We start from the raw sequence: 18,279 nt of genomic DNA on the forward strand, positions 1-18,279 counted from the left end.
TATCCCATTCTTGGGGTCGGCTCAGCGCCTTTTCGCGGTCATCTCAAACCTTCAACGGTGGAACAGGTGGTGCAGGAATACCCCTCGGTGCAAACTTTTACGATTCAGTCGGCGTTCAAGTACGACTATCCAGCACTGCAAGTTGGTCAGGCTATCCGCCGCCTGCACGAGCTGCCACGCAGAGCGGCCCAAGTAGTGGATGAGAAACGCTGCTTTGAGATCATGGAAAAGTATACCCGGGCCTACCGGGATGCAGTCATGGAACTGGCCGGGGTGATTAACAACGTAGCCGCTTACGTGCCCCGTCGGCGCAAACGCAAATTACACATTGGTTTGTTCGGTTATTCCCGCAATGTCAACGGTGTTTCACTGCCACGTGCCATCTCGTTCACTGCGGCATTATATACCATTGGTTTACCGCCGGAACTGTTGGGCCTGAATTCCTTGAGCAACGAAGATCTGGCCTTTCTTCGACAAACATACATTAACTTTGAGGCGGACCTGCAGGCAGCCCTGCGCTATGCAGACCTGGACAACCCGTTTCTTTCGCCTGGGTTACGCCGGGCAATTGAACACCTTGGCATTAAGGCTGAGGTTAATCAAGAGCACCTCGAAATCAGCCGCCGGGTTGTGGAGGCTGTACGCAATAACCGCTTTCACCGGCTTGACGAATGGATATTGCAGGCGGCTAATCTCCGCCAGTTTTTAGGGTGAGATGAATGAATCAAGTGAAAAGGCTTCCCTGTTGAATAGCGGGGAAGCCTTTTGGTATTCCAAAGGGTGTGGCGACTAGATGAAAATGATCTGAGCGCCTTCGGTCATATCAATGAAATCGCCGGCGGTGACGATATCGATGACACCTTCCACAAAATCATCTTTGGTTAGACCCATCATGTCAACCGACATTTTGCAGGCGTACAACTTGGCCCCCGCGTCCACCAGCATTTGCAGGTATTCACGCACAGGCGGAACTTCCAAAGCCTTCATTTTGTCTTTCATCAATTTAGTAGCGAAGGCGGTCATACCCGGTAGTACACCGACAATGTTGGGAATGCCAAGATTTCCGGGTACGCCCATCATGCTCATCTTCATGCTGGTGTTGGCAACCGGGGCAATTTCCAAATGATCTACGCGGTGTTTGTTGATGATGTCCAAACCCCAGAAGGTGAAGAAAATCGTTACGTCAATTCCATTGCCAAGAGCTGCCCAGCCCATCACCAGTGCAGGCAGAGCCATATCCAAAGTGCCTTTGGAGCAGATAAAAGCCATATGTCGTTCGTCGGACATCGCAATTTCTCCTTGTTATTTATTAGGGGGTGTTACACACAGCCTTCAGGTTTGCCTAAGCCAGCAATACGGGCAACTTTCTTGGCCGGGCCTTTGGGGAAGAGGGTGAATAGTTCTTTGGTTGAAACACCCGTACCCACCGTGATTTGCCGCAGAGTGGGGGCTTTGCCGCTTGCACCAGCGGACTGCCGGCAGAAGTTGATAATCTTCCAGTGATCAGCAGTCAGCTCCGGGATGCCTTCTTCTCTGGCAATTTCAGCAGCAATTTCTTCCGTCCACTCGTTGGGATTGGTCATGAAGCCTTCTTCATTGACTTCGACCGTTTTTCCAGCAATTGTCTTTGCAACCATGGTCTTTTTTTCCTCCATCTTGATAGTTGGTTTGTAATGAGCCTTCAGGCTCAGGGCTTATGATTTGGCTGGGACAGGTTGTCCGTTTGCGCCTTGCACGCCAATGGCGCGTAAAACCCGCAGGGTGAGCGCCAGCCCGCGCCGAACATCGGGATCCTGCATCTGGCGCAGAATGCTCACCAGCGAAGTGTTGACCGGTTTGGATACTTCTTCCTCTGCCAGTAATAAGGTGTTTCGAACGAAAGAGAGGATCTCCGGTTGAGTCATATCTTTGACAGTGTTGAGGATGAGAACAATGTTGTCACCCAGCCGGTTAACATCTTCTTCCGTGAAAGAAGTGACTACATTATCAATTAGCCGCGTGCCGCCACGCGCAAAGGCGAAGTAACCTTTGTTGTCCAATTCTTCCATGAGAGTGGTCAGTTTAGTGATCATCTCGCGGCTGATAGGGCCGATAGTTTCCAGCAGGTCGCTCAGGCTGTCCAGCTGATCCAGCAGCATTTCCAGCTGAGGCACATGCCGGAGAAGTTTTTTGCTCAGCCGCAGAAGGTCTTCCATGCGGATTTCCTCCTGAACTTCCTCCAGCTCGCGAGTTACAATGTCCATGGCTTCGCGGGCAATGGGCATGGCAGTGTCCACCAAATCGCTGCGGGCTTCGCGTTCCTGTTCGGCAATGCGCGCCTGTTCGGTCAGGTAGGCTACCTGTGCACTGAGCGTGTCCAGTTTTTGATTAAGCGTCAAGAGATCGGTTTCCAATGTCATGATCCCTCCTATACCATCCGCTTGCCGCTCATGCTCATTTCAGAAGGCAGGGGTACTTCCATACCTTTGAGCAAGAGATGCCAGTACATCCAGCGGAACATTAATTTGCCCCAGTGGTTGAACTCCGACTCTTCTAACAGGGTCAAGGGGCCGATGCCCGGCAGGGGATAACGACCCGGGAGAGGTTCCTGTTCATAATTGAAGTCAATCATCAGACCTTTACCAAAGCCGGTTTCGATGAAGCAATTGGCATGGCCATCAAAATAGGGCTTCAATTCATGCCCTTCAACATAGCGGAGGAAGTTTTCGGTGAATAAATCAATGGCGAAGTGAGCGGTGGCACCGGCTTTGGAGGCAGGCGCGTCGGAGGCATCTCCCAGTACGAAGATGTTATCGTAGTCCCTGGCGCGCAAGGTGTGCTGATCCACCGGAACGTAGTTCAGTTCGTTGCCCAAACCCGAACGGGCGATAAATTCAGCGCCCTTGTTAAGAGGGACGGTTACCAGTAAGTCATATTCAATTTCGCGTTCATCGTAGGAAACGATTTTCTTTGCATCCGGCTCGACCCGTTCGATCATGAAATCGGCCTCTACATGGATGTTTTTACGTTCCAGCAATTCACCCAGCAGCCGGGAAGCTACCGGTTTGGTGAATGCACCCGGCAGAGGGGTGGCGTAAATGATTTCGACCCGGTCGCGCTTGCCGTGTTTATGAAAATGCCAGTCGGCCAGCATGATGAATTCCAGTGGCGCAACCGGACATTTTATGGGATTTTCAACCACATTGACAACCAGCCGGCCGCCTTCCCAGCCATGAAGCATTTGGTTGAGTGCCACGCTGGTTTGCAGGGTGTAAAAAGAGTGGATGGATTTTCCCCATTCGTGTTCAGCCATGCCGGGGGTTTCTTCGGGGTGAATATCCGTACCGGTGGCGATAATCAGGTAATCATAAGAAAGGGTTTGTTTGTTGGCAAGGTGGACAATCCGCTGGACAGGGTCAACTTCTTCGACCGCAGATTGGATGAGAGTCAGTGGCGCAGAAATATAATCCCGTTTGGGTTTGATAACATCCTTTTTGGTGTACATTCCAAAAGGAATAAACAGAAAACCGGGTTGGTAATAATGGATTGGATCCGGGTCTACCAGCGTAATTTGCCATTCGTCCAAATCCATCACTCGTTTGAAACGATTGGCAACAATCGTTCCGGCGGTACCCGCACCTAAAATGACCAGTTTTTTCATGGATTTTTACTCCTTCAGGATATTTGAGTGAGATTAGCGATTTGCTGTAATCTTTCAATAAATGAGGTTCGTTCGCGCAAAATGCCTTCCACTGCACGGGCGGCTACAGCAGGCCACGAATTGACCCGTGTGCGCATCTCGGCGGGGATGAGCGGAATGTCTTTGAAGGCGTTTTGAAGGGCTTGTAAAGGGATCTCAAATTGCCTTGATAGTTCAACAAGCCTTTGTTGCGCCTGGGCGCTTTCGACTGGTTGTTGTAAACAACCACCGGAAATGAACCATCCGACCAGTTTTGAATTTTCCACTACCGGGTGTACCCAATAATTGAGGCCGGCATGGCAGGTAAGTTGATTTTTACCTTCGGCTGCCTGCCGGGCAAATTCCCGCCAGTTTGTCAGGCAGGCTGTCCTTCCTCTCTCGCTTTTCCAAAGCATCCTGCAAAATTCGCATGGATTGCTGATTTCGGTTTGAGGAGCGCCCTCCAGGTCAAGGATGACGGCGCTTAAACCGCTGACTTCGGCAAAAAGGTCTTGTACAGGTTGAACGCAGTGAGCAGGAAAAGCGGCCGTTAATTCCGCTGCGGCGTTTGTTTCAAAGGAGGTGCCGCTGGTTAAGAGGCGATCCACGTTGGCGCGTGGAAAACGCCACTGCTGACCAATTTTGACCCCTTTCAGTCTGCCATCCTGCAACATGCGGTAGATGGTGATGCGGTCAACCTTGAGTAAATCCTGTACCTGCCGGGTAGTGAGTAATTCGTCCATAATTTGATATAAAAAGTTATAACAACCTGTATCACCCTTATCATATCCTGTTGATGTGGAAGCGCAAAGTGATGATTGTCATGACAAATGTCATATCGTTCCATTCTTCACAATCTGGTGTGTCTAATCTTTGAAAAGTGCTTTAATTGATTTCGGCCTTCATCAGGGTTAAGATTAGGAGAGAAAAAAAGAGCACGTCAGGAGGTTAGCAATGAATGATCGGCGACTTGAATGGTTGGAACGCGGTCAGTTTATCAACCTGACCACATTTCGTAAAAATGGTCAGGCGGTTGCCACACCGGTTTGGTTTGTGTGGCACGAAGAACGCGTGTATGTGTTCACCCAGGAGCAATCCGGGAAAGCAAAGCGCATTCGCGCCAACGGGAGGGCAATAATTGCACCCAGTGATGTAAGGGGGAATCCGTTGGGGGAATTTGTGCCTGCGCGCGGGCGGGTGTTGCGCGACGAGGAAAAAATCAAGCAGGTCAATCGCCTGTTTGACGGAAAATATGGTATTCAACGAAAATTAATCGGTTTAATGTCCCGCTTTAGGGGTGGTCGTCAACAGGAAACCCCCTTTTTCCTTGAGTTTGAACTGATGACGGTAAAAGAAACTACCGGCTGAGATCTATCCGGAAGAATCTTGTGGTTGGGGCGGGGTAGGGCTGGAGGAGTTCTGTTCGGCAGGTGGAGTTAACTGTAATGCCTGAAGGCGTTGTTCGGCACTGGTCAGTTTTTGTTTAAGCTCCTCAATTTCTTTTTCCAGCAAAGCAATTTTCTTGTTGCGGGCGGCCAGCTGCCAGCGAGTCTTAATCGAGCCGGGTAAGATGGTAAGAAGACCGATGATTACGCCGACAAAGGCGGCCAGCAGCAATACCAAAGCCAAAGATTGGTTAAACTGCCAGACAAAAAAACTAACACTGACGGCGGCGGTGTTTTGCAAGGCAAAAATGACTGCGATTACCGCAATGACTAATGCCAGAATAAGTAATAAAGTGATCATTGCCGAATCCTCCTGTGAAAATTGATCTATTCTTCTTGACAGACAAATGCCATACCCACTGCACCGGGGCCGATGTGAGCGCCAATTACCGGACTGATGGTTGAAAACCACGTTTGTTGAATGCGGTTACCCAGGCGCTGTTTTACCAGATTAAGTAATGTTTCTGCCAGCTCAGGGATGTCCGCATACAGGCTGGCCGCAATGATCTTTTTGCAGCCGGCTGCTCGTTTTTCCATTAACTCCACCAACCGTTGCATGGCGCGGCTCATCGTGCGCACCTTTTCACAGGCTTCAATGACTCCATCTCTGGTTTCAAGGATGGGGTGAATTTTCAGCGCTGTACCCAGCAGCGCGGCAGCTCCGCCGATGCGGCCACCGCGATGTAAAAATTCCAGTGTAGCTGGGATGAAATAAGTGTGGCTGGCATCGCGAATCTTCCCGGCAATTCGTTCGCATTCGGCTAAGGTTGCGCCTTGGGCAGCGGCTCTGGCAGCCCCCAACACCTGAAAGGCCATTGCGGCTGCTCCGCTGAGCGAATCGAATACGCGAATTTTATCCGCTGCTAATTCGCGGGCAGCCTGTATGGCGGCTGCTACGGTGCCGGAAACCTTGCTGGAAATGTGAATGCTGAGAATGTCATAACCTTTTTCCAGCCATCGGCGGTAAACGTTTAAGAAGGTGTGTAGTGGAATTTGAGAGGTGCGCGGCATTTCGGAAGCGTGTTGCAAGCGACGAAAGAATTCTTCTGGCTGCAAATCCAGACCATCTGCATAGGAACGCCCTTCCCACGTCAAATAGAGGGGAATTACCTCAATGGGTAAGGAGTCAATTTGAAAAGCGGGCAAATAAGCGCTGCTGTCGGTGATGATGATGACGTTTCCCATTCGTTACCTGTTTCAAGTGTAAGTGTTGAAAAAATTGTAGCACGGCTCATCTGATAATTCAATTTGGAATGTTTGCAAAGATTAATTTACCCTTAAAAGCCTTGACAATTTTGAAAAGGCCATGATAGGATTTGGTAATAATTATCCTAGAGAAAGGACGCACGCGAGATGGTAAAAATCTTCACTGTTTATACCCTCAGCAGCCTGCTCGCCGCCAGCGGTGGAGTTGCTCTTGTACCTTCTCGGAGTGCGCCTGTTGCCCGGTAATTTGAACGAACCGTAAAACGCCGACAGCCACGGGAGCACGCCGATCCCGTGGCTGTTTTCTTGTTTTGAAACTGGATTGCTTCCATGCCACGGGAAAGGAAAAACCCCGTGGCTTTATTGTACGTATTAAACAAGGAGGTGTTGCCATGTTGAACAAATCAAATCACCCCAGACAAAAATTATCGAAGGTGAAGCCTTCCTTTGGAAAGAATAACCATTTTCAACAACCAATGGAGTCTACCGTGTTTGAAGTTTTTATGCGTAACGGCGCTTACCGTGTGGATTATTTGAATAGTGAAATGTTCGGAACATCTCAATCTCTGGCGATGTATGTGTCCGGCAGTTTGTCGGTTGGTCATCCTTACAGCCGGGCTGCAAAACGGTGCCTGTTAACCGGCTTGATGATGATCCGTGAGATGAATCAACTGGCCAGTTTGGTTGCGGTTTACATGGATACCGCCGAATCGGATAGTTCCAATCGTCCGGCACTGGCGCAGCTACGACAGGATGGGGCAGCCGGTGTCTTCAGGCGTTTGCTAATTGTATGCGAAGAAAGGGTTGAGAAGATCCATCTGATGGGGCAGGACTGGCAAAAATCACTTGGAGATTTATCGGACTGTGAAATTTTGGTCGCTGATTTCGAAAGGGTTTGGTTGATCAAACGAGCCAAAGCCTCTTTTCTCGGCCTGAGCGGGATTGAATCCGACCCTGTTGTGATTTTGGAATAAAAAATTTTCAGGAGAATTATTATGTTTAACACCCAATTGTTTGAAGCACAATCTTTATTGCTGGACGCTTACGATCCAGAAAAAGATGCTGTCATTGAAGCCGGTTTTACCCGCCGTTGGGATTATGGGTGGGGCTCACAACTGGACGCTGCAATCCATCCGCTTTCGTCTTTTCAGGTTAAAAAGAAACGTGAAGAACAACTGAAGCGGAGCGCAGAAAGCCGCGATTCATTCCTCTTTGCTGTTCGTCTGCGTGAAGATGCAAGATTCATCGGCGTTTTGGAACTGCCGTGGGTCTCATGGTCGAATCGGCTGGCATGGTTGAAGGTATTGATTGGGGAAGAAAATCTGGAAACTATGTATTTGGCAGAAGCGCTAACCATGGGGTTGCGTTATGCCTTTGAGGAACTGGATATGGCGCTGGTTGCCAGCAGTACCGGAGAGTTTCAGCCGCAGGTTTTGCACACTCTGCTGAATGCTGGGATGAAACCGTATGTACGTCAGCGCCAGATGGTTTATTTTAAGGCTCAATACTGGGATCGAATCATTGTGGGAATATCCCAGGCGGAATGGAACACCCACTACCGGGAGGAGTAAAAAGATGAACGGAGACTCATTAACTGGAAACCTGGTTAGGTTGGTTGCAATAGATCTTGATGAAGATGCCCGATTGCTTTCAGAATGGGATCGTGATAGCGAATTTCAGCGTTTGTTGAACTCAGAAAGCGCATCCCGCTACAATCCCAAGCAAGTGAGGGAGTTTTTTGAAAAAGAAATCGACTCAATGCATTTTTATATGATTCAAAGACTGGAAGATAACCGCAAAATTGGGTTAATTGACCTGAACGGTATTGATTGGGTGAGTAGAAATGCATGGGTTGGTATTGGTATCGGCGAACGGGAATTCTGGGGTAAGGGTTATGGAACGGATGCCATGAAGGTGCTCCTGCGTTATGCCTTTACAATCCTGAATCTGCAGCGAGTAACCCTGAACGTATTTGACTTCAACCAGCGTGGTTACGCCTCTTATAAGAAATCTGGTTTCAAGGAAGAAGGCCGATTGCCGGGTGCGTTATTGAAGGCTGGTAAGCGTTGCGATTTGATTTTCATGGGCATCTTACGATCTGAGTGGGAAGAGCTTCAAAACCAAACACAATAAGAGGAGTTAGTAATGAAGGAATTGTTTGCAATTCAGAGCCGTTCTTTTAAACAGCAGTATCTTTCTGAAGCAGTTGATTTGTTAAATGCGGCAGAAGCAGCAATAAACGGAAAACCTTTCACAAATGAAGATGAATTGAAAAGCGAGTTGAATTCTCCAAACTTTAACCCGCAAACCGATGTGCGTCTGTTTTTTAACGATGAGGATCGGCTGGTTGGTTATGCTGAATTTTGGGATCGCGGTCAACCACATGTCCGCTTATTTGGCTTTGGGGCAGTCCACCCGCATTTTTGGGGCAGAGGCATTGGAACGATGATTCTGGAATGGTTTGAGCGGCGCGCGCAGGATAGCCTGCCGCTGGCTCCAGCCGATGCCCAGGTTGTGATCCATAGCAGTGTTCACAAGCAGAATGAACGGGCGAAACGGCTGCTTGAGAAGCGTGGCTATACTCATGTACGGACATTTTACCGAATGAGAATTGACTTTGAGCAGCCGCCGATGAAACCCAACCTGCCTCAGGGAATTCAGCTGCGCCCCATTCAAAATGAGGCCGACCTTCGGTTGGGAATCTTTGCGGATCATGACTCCTTCAAGGATCACTGGGGATTTGTTCAGGAAGGTCAGAACTTTGAGTCGTTCTTTGAACGGATGGCTTATTACCTGAGAAATGATCCTTATGTAGATTTAAGTCGAAGTATTCTGGCAATGGATGGAGATGAGGTTGCCGGGGTTTGTTTCAACTCGGTTGGAACTGTTCAGGATGCAAAGCAAGGTTGGGTGAATATTTTAGGTGTCCGGCGACCATGGCGCAAACGCGGAATTGGACTGGCGTTGCTGCTTACTTCTTTTAACACCTTCTACTCGCTGGGCCTGACCTCAGCAGGTTTGGGGGTGGATAGTGCCAATTTAACCGGTGCGCTTCGCATTTACGAGCAGGCTGGAATGCAGGTTGAAGAAGAATTTCATACCTATGAACGAGAATTGCGTGCCGGACGGGCTTTATTCAATCGAGGATAGAGGTTAGAGGTTATCGTTTGGCTGCCGGTTGAGATTAGAGTAAAACATCGCCGGCAGCCAGCTGCTTTCGTGGTATACTCTTGCGGTTGAAAGAATTATGGTAGTTCCAGTGATGATTCGAGCAGTAATTTTTGATATGGGTGGGGTTTTGCTGCGAACCGAAGATACCGCTCCCCGTGAGAAACTGGCACAACAACTGGGTATCAGTCGGCAAGCGCTGGAAGAGGCTGTTTTTCTCAGCCCTTCTTCTAAACTGGCGGAAGTTGGGGAAATCAGCGAATCAGAACACTGGCAAAGGGTGCTGGATCAATTCGGCGTTGCTGAGCAGGAAAGGCTGGCTTTTCGCGAGGCTTTCTGGTCAGGCGACCGGGTAGATCACACATTGGTGAATTGGCTGCGCAGTCTGCGTCCAGCATATAAAACAGGTTTGTTAAGCAATGCCTGGGACGAAGCCCGAACCTCCATTCAGGCCCGGTTTAATTTTCTGGATGTTTTTGATGTCAGTTTGTTTTCTGCTGAAGTGGGGTTGCGCAAACCCGACGAGCGATTTTATCGGTTGATTCTCGATCGCTTGCAAGTTGAGCCGCAGGAAGCTGTATTCGTGGATGATTTCCCAGCCAACATTGAAGCTGCCAGACAATTGGGCATGCAGGCGGTTCATTTTCGCAGCCCGCAGCAAGCACTTAACGACGTGAGGAGTTTACTGAATCATCGGTGAGGTCAGGTTTTTTGATTTGATGAGAAGGGCAGATCATTCGCTGGATAAAAATTCGAAAATCATTGCCGGGGTAATTGCTGACACGCATGTGCCAGACCGAATTGATGCCCTGCATCCAGATTTAGAGGAAGTGTTACGCTCAGCGCAGGTGGATGTGATATTACACGCTGGCGATATTTCCAATCCGGCAGTACTGCAGCAGTTGGAGCGAATTGCCCCGGTTATTGCTGTGCGCGGTAATCGGGATTGGGCCTTTCGCAAGACTTTACCGTGGTCACAAACGATTGTGTTGGGTGGGGTTCGCATTCTTCTCACCCATGGACAGGGGGATTTGGGGAATTATCTGGTGGATAAAGTGTGGTATCTTCTGGATGGCTATCGTGCAGAACGTTATTTGCATTTGATTGAACGCAATCTGGAAGACGAACGGGTTGCCATTTTTGGACACACCCACCGCGCCCTTGTTCTTGAAAGGAATGGACGGCTTTTCTTTAACCCCGGGTCTGCATCTTTTGCAGTAGAAAGAGATGGACAACCTTCGATTGGCTTGTTGACCATTGAGGATGGGAGTGTTCAAGGCAGGATTGTGGCGTTGCCGAAGATTAAGATTCGAGGACGAAAGTGGAGAATATTTTAAGATTGAGATTTTGTAAAATTTATTAACATTTGGTTTTTTGTGTTATAATAACAATTTGCGTATTAAGATAGAATGCCTTAAAAGGGTCTGGAAACATTGTTTGGTTTCTTGCAAACGGTGATATCCTGTCCGTAATTTCAGTCAGGAGAAAAAAATGCCTTCTGTTCTCAAAACCAAATCTTACGCTCGAATTCCGGTTGTCTTCGACCTTCCTAATTTGATTGAGGTTCAGATCGATTCTTTTAAGCGTCTCAAGTCGGAGGGGTTGGCGGATTTATTCCATGAGATTTCCCCGATTGAGTCGTACAACAAAGGGATGAAGTTGTATTTTCCGAGCCGTTCTCCCGAATCGGAGCAATGGGGTTTGAAATTCTGGTTTGGCGAGCCCAAGCATTCGATTGAAGAATGCGTCGAGCGCGATTTGACCTATGCCAGCCCTTTGTATGTTTCGGTGCTGCTGGCAGGGCCGGATGTGCCGGAGCCAATTAAACAGGATATCTTCCTCGGCGATTTTCCGGAAATGACCGAGAAGGGTACTTTCATCATTAATGGTACAGAGCGGGTAGTCGTTTCGCAATTGATCCGTTCGCCGGGTGTATATTTTGAGGCGCCGGTTGATCGTGCTACCGGCCACCGATTGGCCATGGCCAAGTTGATTCCTGACCGTGGCGCATGGATGGAATTTGAAACCCGTAAGAACGACTATTTAATTCTCAAGTTTAATCGTAAGCGCACCGTGCCGATTACAATCTTCCTGCGTGCGCTGGCAGCGGTTTCGGACGGGTTGGGAGATTCACCCATCAAAACCGGTTCAGATGAAGAAATCATTGCCCTCTTCCAGGATGTGGATAACAACCCGGAGCGTTTGTTCATCGCTTCAACGATACGGCAGGAGCCGCCCTGGGACTTGAGTGGTGGTTTGACCATCGGTGAAGCAGCGCTGATTGAGTTTTTCAAGCGTATGCGACCGGGCGACCCGGCAACTCTGGAAAATGCCCGTGAATTTCTGGAAGAACAGTTGTTTGACCAGCGTCACTATGATCTGGAAAAGGTTGGGCGCTACAAACTCAATCAGAAACTGGATCTGATGGACAGGATTCCGATGAACCACCGCACTGTAACGGCCTGGGATGTGGTCTATCTGGTGCGGCGGATGATCATGATCAACAACGAAAAAGAAGACAAGGATGACATTGATCACCTTGGTAACCGGCGTGTAAAAACGGTTGGCGAGTTAATTCAAAACAAACTGCGGGTTGGGCTGCGCCGAATGGAACGGGTCATCAAAGAACGTATGTCCATTCGTGATCAGGATCAAACCTCGCCCGTGAGTCTGGTCAATATTCGCCCGGTGGTGGCGGCGTTACGTGAATTTTTCGGCTCAAGTCAGTTGTCTCAATTCATGGATCAGACAAACCCGCTGGCTGAACTGCGCCATAAACGCACCCTTTCAGCCCTGGGGCCAGGTGGTCTGCGCCGTGAACGGGCGGGTTTCGATGTGCGCGATGTGCATCACTCGCATTATGGGCGCATTTGCCCGATTGAAACTCCCGAAGGTCCCAACATTGGTTTGATTGGGCGTCTGGCGAGTTATGCGCGTGTCAATGAATATGGTTTCATCGAAACCCCTTACCGCAGGGTTGTCAAAGCGCTTTCGTCCAATGATCCGCAGCTGGTTGGCAGAAAACTGGCAGAAAATCTGACAGATCCACAGACGGGTGAGGTGATCCTGCGGCAGGGTGATCGGGTTACCCCGGAAGTCTTGCCGTCAATTCAAAAGCTGAATCGTTCGACGATTTTTGTGGTGCCATTCGTGTCGGAAGAGGTGGAGTATCTTTCCGCTGATGCAGAGGATAAATTCGTGATTGCGCAGGCAAACACGCCGCTGAATGAGCACAACGAATTTACCGAAACCCGCATCATGTGCCGGCACCACTCGGATTTCCGCATGTCCTCGCCGGAAGCAGTCAATTACATGGACGTTGCTCCTCATCAGGTGGTGGGTATCAGTGCATCTTTGATTCCTTTCCTGGAACATGATGATGCCAACCGCGCTTTGATGGGTTCCAACATGCAGGCGCAAGCGGTGCCGCTTGTCCAGCCGGATATTCCCATCATTTCGACCGGCATGGAAGCGTTTGCTGCGCTGGATTCGGGTCAGGTGTTGATTGCAGAAGAGGATGGGGATGTGGTATCGGTCACCGGCCGACAAATTGTTGTGCGGAGCGAATCGGGTTTGCGTACCTACAACTTGCGCAAATATCAGCGTTCCAATCAATCCACTTGTATTGATCAGCGACCGGCGGTGGTCAAGGGTCAACGGGTGCGCAAGGGAGATGTGCTTGCCGATTCCTCCTCAACCGTGAACGGGAATCTGGCACTGGGACAGAATGTGGTTGTGGCATTCCTTTCCTGGGAAGGCGGTAACTTTGAGGATGCGATTCTGATCTCCGAAAAACTGGTACAAGATGACCGTTTTACTTCTGTCCATATTGAAAAATACGAGGTAGAAGCGCGGGATACGAAACTCGGCCCGGAGGAAATCACGCGGGATATTCCGAATGTGGGTGAGGACGCCATTAAGGATCTCGACGAACACGGAATCATCCGCATTGGTGCAGAGGTCGGCCCGAACGATATTCTGGTAGGCAAGATTACACCGAAGGGCGAAAAAGAACTGACCCCCGAGGAACGCTTACTACGGGCGATTTTTGGTGAAAAATCGCGTGATGTCAAGGATACCTCCCTGCGGATGCCGCACGGTGAACGTGGCAAGGTTGTGGATGTCAAGGTGTTTACCCGTGAAGAAAACAGTGATCTTTCCGCCGGGGTGGATATGATGGTGCGTGTTTCGGTCGCGCAGCGGCGCAAGATCACGGCGGGTGATAAAATGGCCGGCCGTCATGGGAACAAAGGCGTGGTTTCGCGGGTAGTACCTGTGGAAAACATGCCGTTCCTGGAAGATGGCACTCCGGTTGACATTATTCTGAATCCGCTGGGTGTGCCTGGCCGTATGAATATCGGTCAGGTGCTGGAAACACACCTGGGCTGGGCGGCGCAGCGTTTGGGCTTCCGGGCGATTACGCCGGTGTTTGACGGGGCGAATGAAAAAGAAATTGAAGCCGAACTTGCCCGGGCATGGATCATAGACCACGCATGGAAGGAAGCCGGCGAACGAGCCTGGCAGTGGCTCAAAGAACAGACTTACGACCCTGAAAGCATCCGCGATGATGATGAAGTCCGGCTGCTGTACCTTGAACAGGAATTGGCCAGCCATGGCTATGATGTGGAAAAACTTTCCTATGATGAAAATTATGCGCGCTGGTCGTGGATGGAAGTCTGGTTGCAGGAGCACGGCTACAACCCCAAAGATATCCTTGTATATGAAGAAAATGTTACCCATGACCCGCAAATGGTGGTGAAAGATCAGCATGCGGTGACAGCCTGTTTGCGCTTGTGGCTGCATGAAAATGGCATTGAAGTTGACGCAAATGCCGATGATCAACAGGTGCGCCAGCAGGCAGAAGCCTACATGTTGGAAAGCGGCAATCCCATGCCGGTAATTGGTAAAGTAACTTTGCGGGATGGAAAGACGGGTATGCCTTATGACCAGCCTGTTACGGTGGGGGTGATGACCATGCTCAAGTTGCATCACCTGGTGGAAGACAAAGTGCACGCGCGCTCGACCGGTCCGTACTCGCTTGTTACCCAACAGCCTTTGGGTGGAAAAGCCCAGTTCGGTGGCCAGCGCTTTGGCGAAATGGAGGTGTGGGCGCTGGAAGCCTACGGTGCAGCCTACACCCTGCAGGAGATTTTGACCGTAAAATCGGATGACGTACAGGGACGCGTGGCTACTTACGAGGCCATCGTCAAGAATGAGCCAATTGAAGAACCCGGCCTGCCGGCATCCTTCCGCGTGCTGGTGAAGGAATTGCAGAGTCTGGGTCTGGCGGTTGAGGCGGTCATGGACTCGGGTGAGATCATCCGCTTTGGTAAAGATGAAGAACGGGTGCGTCCGCCCAAACTGGAAACCGGCTTGCTGGCATTGGGAGAGGATTTGGATGAACTGATGTGAAAGGTTGACGGGGAATCACCCCCGTGATATAATCCATCTCCGTGCCTTTACTGTCCGAAAACGCAGTTCTAACGGACGAACGGGAATCAGTGAGGCGATCTCTTGATGTGATCGCCTCCGTTGTTGAAAAAAACACATTCAATCAAGGCGAGCAATCGCCGCAGGACTAATCTTCTGGAGGCAAAAGAACGTGCCAACAATTAACCAACTGATCCGCAAAGGTCGTCAAACCAAAAAGGTCAAGAGCAAGGCTCCTGCGCTGCAATACACCTATAACTCGATGAAGCAGCGCCGCACCCGTCAGGAGAAAGGCGCTCCGCAAAAACGCGGTGTGTGCACTTCTGTGCGTACCATGACCCCCAAAAAGCCGAACTCGGCGCTGCGCAAGATTGCCCGTGTTCGTCTGACCAACATGATTGAGGTGACCGCCTACATTCCTGGGGAAGGTCATCAATTGCAGGAGCACTCGGTGGTGCTGGTGCGCGGTGGTCGTGTGAAAGACTTGCCGGGTGTCCGCTATCATATTGTGCGCGGTACGCTGGATACAACCGGAGTTGCCAAACGCGCTCAGGGTCGTTCCAAGTATGGTGCCAAGAAAGCCAAGAAATAAGCCTGACCTGAGGATGGAGAAAGTTTCATGCGTCGTACCAAACCAGAAAAAAGAGTTGTAGAACCGGATGTGCGCTATAACAGCGTAGATCTGCAAAAATTCATCCATCACATTTTGCGCCGCGGAAAGAAAAGCCTGGCGGTATCCATAGTTTATGATGCGATGGACATGATCAAAGAAAAGACCGGCCGTAATCCGCTGGAGGTTTTTGAACTGGCGCTGAAGAACGTTGGCCCAATTATGGAAGTGCGTCCCCGCCGTGTGGGTGGCGCCACTTATCAGGTTCCAATGGAAGTGCCAGGTGACCGTCGTCTGGCGCTGGCGATGCGCTGGATTGCAGATGCTGCCCGCGCTCGTGCCGGTAAATCCTTTGCAGAGAAAATTGCAGCCGAATTGATTGATGCTGCCAATAATCAGGGCAATGCCGTGCGTAAGCGCGAAGAAACTCACAAAATGGCCGAAGCCAACCGCGCTTTCTCCCATTATCGGGTGTAGCCGGTGTTTTGGCGTTTGGGTTTAGTGCAGGAAGAGTCTCATGCCGCGTAATTTTCCGTTAGAAAAGTGCCGCAATATTGGGATTATCGCTCATATTGATGCTGGGAAAACCACCACCACTGAGCGGATCCTGTTCTACACCGGCAAAACCTATCGGATTGGCTCGGTGGATGAAGGCACAACCGTCACCGACTGGATGGCCCAGGAACGGGAACGCGGTATTACCATTGTGTCTGCAGCGGTAACGGCGGAATGGAAGGGCTATCAAATCAACGTGATTGATACGCCCGGTCACATTGACTTCACGGCTGAGGTGCAGCGTTCCCTGCGGGTTTTGGACGGCGGAGTGGTGATTTTTGACGCGGTTCAAGGGGTTGAACCACAAAGTGAAACGGTCTGGCGTCAGGCAGACCGCTATCAGGTCCCGCGGATTTGTTTCGTCAATAAGATGGATCGGGTAGGTGCCTCTTTTGAGCGCACGATTGAATCAATCCGCCAGCGTTTGGGGGCGAACCCAATTGCGATGCAAATTCCCATTGGCGAGGAATCGGCTTTTGAAGGGGTGGTGGATTTGCTGACCATGCAAGCCATCACATGGGAAGATGAATTGGGCCGTGAACCAAAATACGGAAAAATACCCGATTACCTTCTGCCCCAGGCCCAGGAAATGCGCGCCATCATGGTTGAAAAGATCGCCGAATTCGAGGATGAATTGATCATCAAGTTCCTTGAAGGCGAGGAAATTTCCGTAGATGAATTGAAACAGGTGCTGCGACGAGCGGTCATTGCCAACAAAGCAACACCTGTTTTTTGCGGTTCTTCCCTGCGCAACAAGGGGGTTCAGCCAATACTGGATGCAGTCATTGATTATTTGCCGTCACCGATGGATATCCCGCCAGTCAAAGGGGTGGACCCGGATAACCATGACCGCATCATCGAGCGTCCGGTTGATGATGATGCTCCCATGAGCGCGCTGGTTTTCAAAATTGTGGCTGACCCGTATGTGGGCAGGCTGGCCTATTTCCGGGTGTATTCGGGAAAAGTGACCCAGGGCGAAACCGTGCTCAATTCTTCCAAAAACCGCAAGGAGCGGATTGGGCGTATGGTGCGCATGTACGCTGACCGGCGCGAAGACATCACCGAAGTGTATGCAGGAGATATTGGGGCTGTTCTGGGTTTCAAGGATACCTTTACCGGTGATACCCTGTGCGACCCCAAGAATCCGATTTTGCTGGAAAGCATCACCTTCCCCGAACCGGTCATTTTTGTGGCTGTGGAACCGAAAACCACCGCCGATCAAGACCGCATGGCAGAAGCCCTGCGCCGGTTGGCCGAAGAAGACCCTACATTCAAGGTGCGCACAGATGAAAATACCGGCCAGACCATCATTGCCGGTATGGGCGAACTGCATCTGGACATTATCGTAGACCGTATGATGCGTGAATTCCGCGTTCAGGCCAATGTTGGCCGCCCGCGGGTTTCCTACCGCGAAACGATTACCCGCCCGGTAATCGGAGTCAATTACAAGTATGTCAAACAAACCGGCGGTCGTGGTCAGTACGGGCATGTGGTTCTGACCCTTGAGCCACTTGAACGCGGTAACGGCATCCGTTTTGTAGATCGAATTGTGGGCGGTGTTATTCCTAAGGAATACATCCCGGCAGTCGAAAAAGGTATTTTGGAAGCGGCTGAGTCGGGGATTCTGGCCGGGTATCCGGTGACGGATATTCAGGTCACCCTGACCGATGGATCCTATCATGAGGTTGACTCCAGTGAAATGGCGTTCAAAATGGCTGCCATTTTTGCCTTCAAGGAAGGCATGCAGCGCGGAGCGCCGGTACTTTTGGAGCCGATCATGAAAGTGGAGGTTGTGTTACCGGAAGAATATTTGGGTGATGTACTGGCTCAATTGAATTCCCGCCGGGCTGAAATCCAGGGAATGGATATGCGTCCGGGCAATGCGCAGGCCATCCGCGCGCTGGTGCCATTGGCCGAAATGTTTGGGTATACCACCGAGCTGCGCTCGGCTACTCAGGGTAGGGGCGTCTATTCGATGGAGTTTGACCACTATGCCCCGGTACCCGAATCGGTAAAACAAAAAATTCTCAACTAATATCATTCACTGAATTCCTATCAGGACTTTTTGCGAGGAGAGATTAAATCACATGGCGAAGCAAAAATTTGAGCGAACGAAACCGCATCTGAACGTAGGGACCATGGGGCATATTGACCATGGCAAGACGACATTGACCGCGGCGATCACGAAGTGGTGCAGTCTGCTGGGG

At 50.4% G+C, this 18,279-nt stretch carries 20 protein-coding genes; 13 read left to right on the plus strand and 7 right to left on the minus strand.

Features of this window, described 5'->3' with window-relative positions; all coding sequences use genetic code 11:
- Positions 1 to 714: phosphoenolpyruvate carboxylase (ppcA, locus tag ACWIZX_RS08805; RefSeq protein WP_448335501.1), on the plus strand; the 714-nt coding region annotated here is incomplete at its 5' end.
- Between the two features lie 75 nt (positions 715 to 789).
- Here the strand turns inward: ppcA and ACWIZX_RS08810 are convergent.
- The 5 genes from ACWIZX_RS08810 to ACWIZX_RS08830 are packed head-to-tail and all read right to left on the minus strand — an operon-like array spanning position 790 to position 4,401.
- On the minus strand, positions 790 to 1,287 hold the full coding sequence (locus ACWIZX_RS08810) for a DsrE/DsrF/DrsH-like family protein (RefSeq protein WP_322792987.1): 498 nt from the start codon (positions 1,285 to 1,287) through the stop codon (positions 790 to 792).
- Between the two features lie 32 nt (positions 1,288 to 1,319).
- Positions 1,320 to 1,637 (minus strand): TusE/DsrC/DsvC family sulfur relay protein, encoded by a 318-nt coding sequence (locus tag ACWIZX_RS08815; protein ID WP_322792986.1) that lies wholly within the window; start codon positions 1,635 to 1,637, stop codon positions 1,320 to 1,322.
- Between the two features lie 57 nt (positions 1,638 to 1,694).
- Entirely contained in the window at positions 1,695 to 2,399 is a 705-nt protein-coding gene (locus ACWIZX_RS08820; protein ID WP_448335502.1) for a DUF1641 domain-containing protein, read from the minus strand.
- Between the two features lie 8 nt (positions 2,400 to 2,407).
- Entirely contained in the window at positions 2,408 to 3,640 is a 1,233-nt protein-coding gene (sqr, locus tag ACWIZX_RS08825) for a type III sulfide quinone reductase, selenoprotein subtype (RefSeq protein ID WP_448335503.1), read from the minus strand.
- A gap of 14 nt (positions 3,641 to 3,654) precedes the next feature.
- Positions 3,655 to 4,401, minus strand: a complete 747-nt coding sequence (locus tag ACWIZX_RS08830; protein WP_448335504.1) for a PocR ligand-binding domain-containing protein — start codon at positions 4,399 to 4,401, stop codon at positions 3,655 to 3,657.
- 211 nt (positions 4,402 to 4,612) lie between these two features.
- Between ACWIZX_RS08830 and ACWIZX_RS08835 the strand changes: the two genes are divergently transcribed.
- The gene (locus ACWIZX_RS08835) at positions 4,613 to 5,026 is read left to right on the plus strand and encodes a PPOX class F420-dependent oxidoreductase (RefSeq protein ID WP_322792982.1); all 414 of its coding nucleotides are present in this window, start codon (positions 4,613 to 4,615) and stop codon (positions 5,024 to 5,026) included.
- A gap of 3 nt (positions 5,027 to 5,029) precedes the next feature.
- Here ACWIZX_RS08835 and ACWIZX_RS08840 read toward each other — a convergent pair whose 3' ends face one another.
- Together ACWIZX_RS08840 and ACWIZX_RS08845 are read right to left on the minus strand one after the other, a co-directional pair.
- Positions 5,030 to 5,404 (minus strand): LapA family protein, encoded by a 375-nt coding sequence (locus ACWIZX_RS08840; RefSeq protein WP_322792981.1) that lies wholly within the window; start codon positions 5,402 to 5,404, stop codon positions 5,030 to 5,032.
- A gap of 26 nt (positions 5,405 to 5,430) precedes the next feature.
- Entirely contained in the window at positions 5,431 to 6,288 is an 858-nt protein-coding gene (locus tag ACWIZX_RS08845) for a DegV family protein (protein ID WP_322792980.1), read from the minus strand.
- A 509-nt stretch (positions 6,289 to 6,797) separates the two neighbouring features.
- On the opposite strand from ACWIZX_RS08845, the gene ACWIZX_RS08850 reads away from it, so the two are divergent.
- From ACWIZX_RS08850 to ACWIZX_RS08900, 11 genes are all read left to right on the plus strand, one after another.
- A complete protein-coding gene (locus ACWIZX_RS08850; RefSeq protein WP_448335505.1) occupies positions 6,798 to 7,283 on the plus strand; it encodes a hypothetical protein in 486 nt (161 codons plus the stop codon).
- A gap of 21 nt (positions 7,284 to 7,304) precedes the next feature.
- Entirely contained in the window at positions 7,305 to 7,880 is a 576-nt protein-coding gene (locus ACWIZX_RS08855; RefSeq protein WP_448335506.1) for a GNAT family N-acetyltransferase, read from the plus strand.
- Positions 7,881 to 7,884: 4 nt separating this feature from the next.
- Positions 7,885 to 8,442, plus strand: coding sequence for a GNAT family N-acetyltransferase (locus ACWIZX_RS08860; RefSeq protein WP_322792977.1), 558 nt, complete (start codon positions 7,885 to 7,887; stop codon positions 8,440 to 8,442).
- Positions 8,443 to 8,454: 12 nt separating this feature from the next.
- Positions 8,455 to 9,459 (plus strand): GNAT family N-acetyltransferase, encoded by a 1,005-nt coding sequence (locus tag ACWIZX_RS08865; RefSeq protein WP_448335507.1) that lies wholly within the window; start codon positions 8,455 to 8,457, stop codon positions 9,457 to 9,459.
- A gap of 97 nt (positions 9,460 to 9,556) precedes the next feature.
- Entirely contained in the window at positions 9,557 to 10,177 is a 621-nt protein-coding gene (locus ACWIZX_RS08870) for an HAD family hydrolase (RefSeq protein WP_322792975.1), read from the plus strand.
- Between the two features lie 19 nt (positions 10,178 to 10,196).
- Positions 10,197 to 10,814, plus strand: coding sequence for a metallophosphoesterase family protein (locus ACWIZX_RS08875; protein WP_322792974.1), 618 nt, complete (start codon positions 10,197 to 10,199; stop codon positions 10,812 to 10,814).
- Positions 10,815 to 10,968: 154 nt separating this feature from the next.
- Positions 10,969 to 14,889, plus strand: coding sequence for a DNA-directed RNA polymerase subunit beta (gene rpoB, locus ACWIZX_RS08880; protein ID WP_448335508.1), 3,921 nt, complete (start codon positions 10,969 to 10,971; stop codon positions 14,887 to 14,889).
- Between the two features lie 190 nt (positions 14,890 to 15,079).
- Complete coding sequence (gene rpsL / locus ACWIZX_RS08885; RefSeq protein WP_322793991.1) at positions 15,080 to 15,499, plus strand: 30S ribosomal protein S12; 420 nt, start codon at positions 15,080 to 15,082, stop codon at positions 15,497 to 15,499.
- Between the two features lie 27 nt (positions 15,500 to 15,526).
- Positions 15,527 to 15,994, plus strand: a complete 468-nt coding sequence (gene rpsG, locus ACWIZX_RS08890) for a 30S ribosomal protein S7 (RefSeq protein ID WP_322793992.1) — start codon at positions 15,527 to 15,529, stop codon at positions 15,992 to 15,994.
- A 40-nt stretch (positions 15,995 to 16,034) separates the two neighbouring features.
- Positions 16,035 to 18,107 carry an elongation factor G gene (gene fusA, locus ACWIZX_RS08895; RefSeq protein ID WP_322793993.1) on the plus strand — a complete coding sequence of 691 codons (2,073 nt, stop codon included), beginning with the start codon at positions 16,035 to 16,037 and terminating at the stop codon, positions 18,105 to 18,107.
- 52 nt (positions 18,108 to 18,159) lie between these two features.
- Positions 18,160 to 18,279: GTP-binding protein (locus ACWIZX_RS08900; RefSeq protein WP_248842573.1), on the plus strand; the 120-nt coding region annotated here is incomplete at its 3' end.

This window comes from Bellilinea sp. (assembly GCF_053501535.1).